Genomic DNA, 1,787 nt, shown 5'->3' on the forward strand with positions numbered 1-1,787 from the left:
CACCTTCGGCATGAACATGGTGGCCTTGATCGACGGCCAGCCCAAGCTGTGCAACCTGAAAGACCTGATCCAGGTCTTCTTGCAGCACCGCCGCGAAGTGGTGACACGGCGCACGGTGTTCGAGCTGCGCAAAGCGCGCGACCGTGGCCATGTGCTGGAAGGCTTGGCCGTGGCCTTGGCCAACATCGACGACTTCATCGCCATCATCCGCGGCGCGCCCACACCGCCCGCGGCCAAGGCCGAGTTGATGACCCGCGCATGGGACAGCCAGATGGTGCGCACCATGCTGACCCGCGCCCGTGACGATGGCTCGGTGGTCAATGCCGACGACTACCGCCCAGAAGGTCTGGAGCGCGAATACGGCCTGGGCCAAGACGGCTTGTACCGCCTGTCGGACACACAAGCGCAAGAGATTTTGCAGATGCGCTTGCAACGCCTGACCGGGCTGGAACAAGACAAGATCGTGGCCGAATACAAAGAGGTCATGACCGAGATCGAAGACCTGCTGGACATTCTGGCCAAGCCAGAGCGCGTGTCGACCATCATTGGCGACGAGCTGGGCACCGTGCGCCAGGAATTTGGCCAAACCAAAATCGGCGCTCGCCGCAGCGAAATCGAGCACAGCGCGCAAGACCTGTCCACCGAGGACCTGATCACACCCACCGACATGGTGGTCACGCTCAGCCACAGCGGTTACATCAAGAGCCAGCCGCTGAGTGAATACCGCGCACAAAAACGCGGTGGCCGTGGCAAGCAAGCCGCAGCGACCAAAGAAGACGACTGGATCGACCAGCTCTTCATCGCCAACACGCACGACTATTTGCTGTGCTTCTCCAACCGGGGCCGTCTGTATTGGCTCAAGGTCTGGGAAGTGCCTGCCGGTTCGCGCGGCTCACGTGGCCGTCCAATCGTCAACATGTTTCCGTTGCAAGAAGGCGAAAAGATCAACGTGGTGCTGGCCCTGACCGGCGAGGCGCGCACCTTCCCCGAGAACCAATACGTCTTCATGGCCACCTCCATGGGCACGGTCAAGAAGACATCGCTCGATGAATTCAGCAACCCCCGCAAGGGCGGCATCATTGCCGTCAACCTGGACGACGGCGACTTTTTGGTAGGTGCGGCGCTGACCGATGGTCAGCACGACGTGATGCTGTTCAGCGACGGCGGCAAAGCTGTGCGTTTTGACGAAAACGATGTGCGGCCGCTGGGCCGCAGTGCACGCGGTGTGCGCGGCATGATGATCGAAGACCACCAAAGCGTGATCGCCATGTTGGTCTCGGAACAAGAAAACCCCGATGCCCCGGCGGACGAGGTCAAAGCCCGCGCCAGCGTGCTGACGGCCACAGAAAACGGCTACGGCAAGCGCACCAGCATCACCGAATACACGCGCCACGGCCGCGGCACCAAGGGCATGATCGCCATCCAGCAATCCGAGCGCAACGGCAAAGTCGTGGCCGCTACTTTGGTGCACGCCGATGACGAGATCATGCTCATCACCGACACAGGCGTTTTGGTGCGAACACGCGTTTCTGAAATCCGCGAACTGGGCCGCGCCACACAAGGTGTGACTTTGATCGGTCTGGACGATGGTGCCAAGCTGTCAGGCCTGCAACGCATCGTGGAAAACGACGCCAATGCCGCCGAAGGCGACGCTGAGGTCCCGACAGACGACAGCGCACCTGCAGCGGAATAAGTGATGGGGCGCGCGTTCAACTTCTCGGCGGGTCCCGCCGTCATGCCCGAGGCTGTGTTGCAGCAAGCCGCATCCGAAATGCTGGACTGGCACG

General features: G+C 61.6%; 1 protein-coding gene. It reads left to right on the plus strand.

All coding sequences use genetic code 11. From position 1 onward, the window contains the following. Positions 1-1,693 (plus strand): DNA gyrase C-terminal beta-propeller domain-containing protein (locus Q0341_RS11015; protein ID WP_299513158.1); only part of this gene is annotated, 1,693 nt, incomplete at its 5' end. Between the last annotated feature and the right edge of the window lie 94 nt (positions 1,694-1,787).

Origin of the sequence: uncultured Limnohabitans sp. (assembly GCF_937889215.1) — a bacterium.
Taxonomy (GTDB): Bacteria; Pseudomonadota; Gammaproteobacteria; order Burkholderiales; family Burkholderiaceae_C; genus Limnohabitans_A.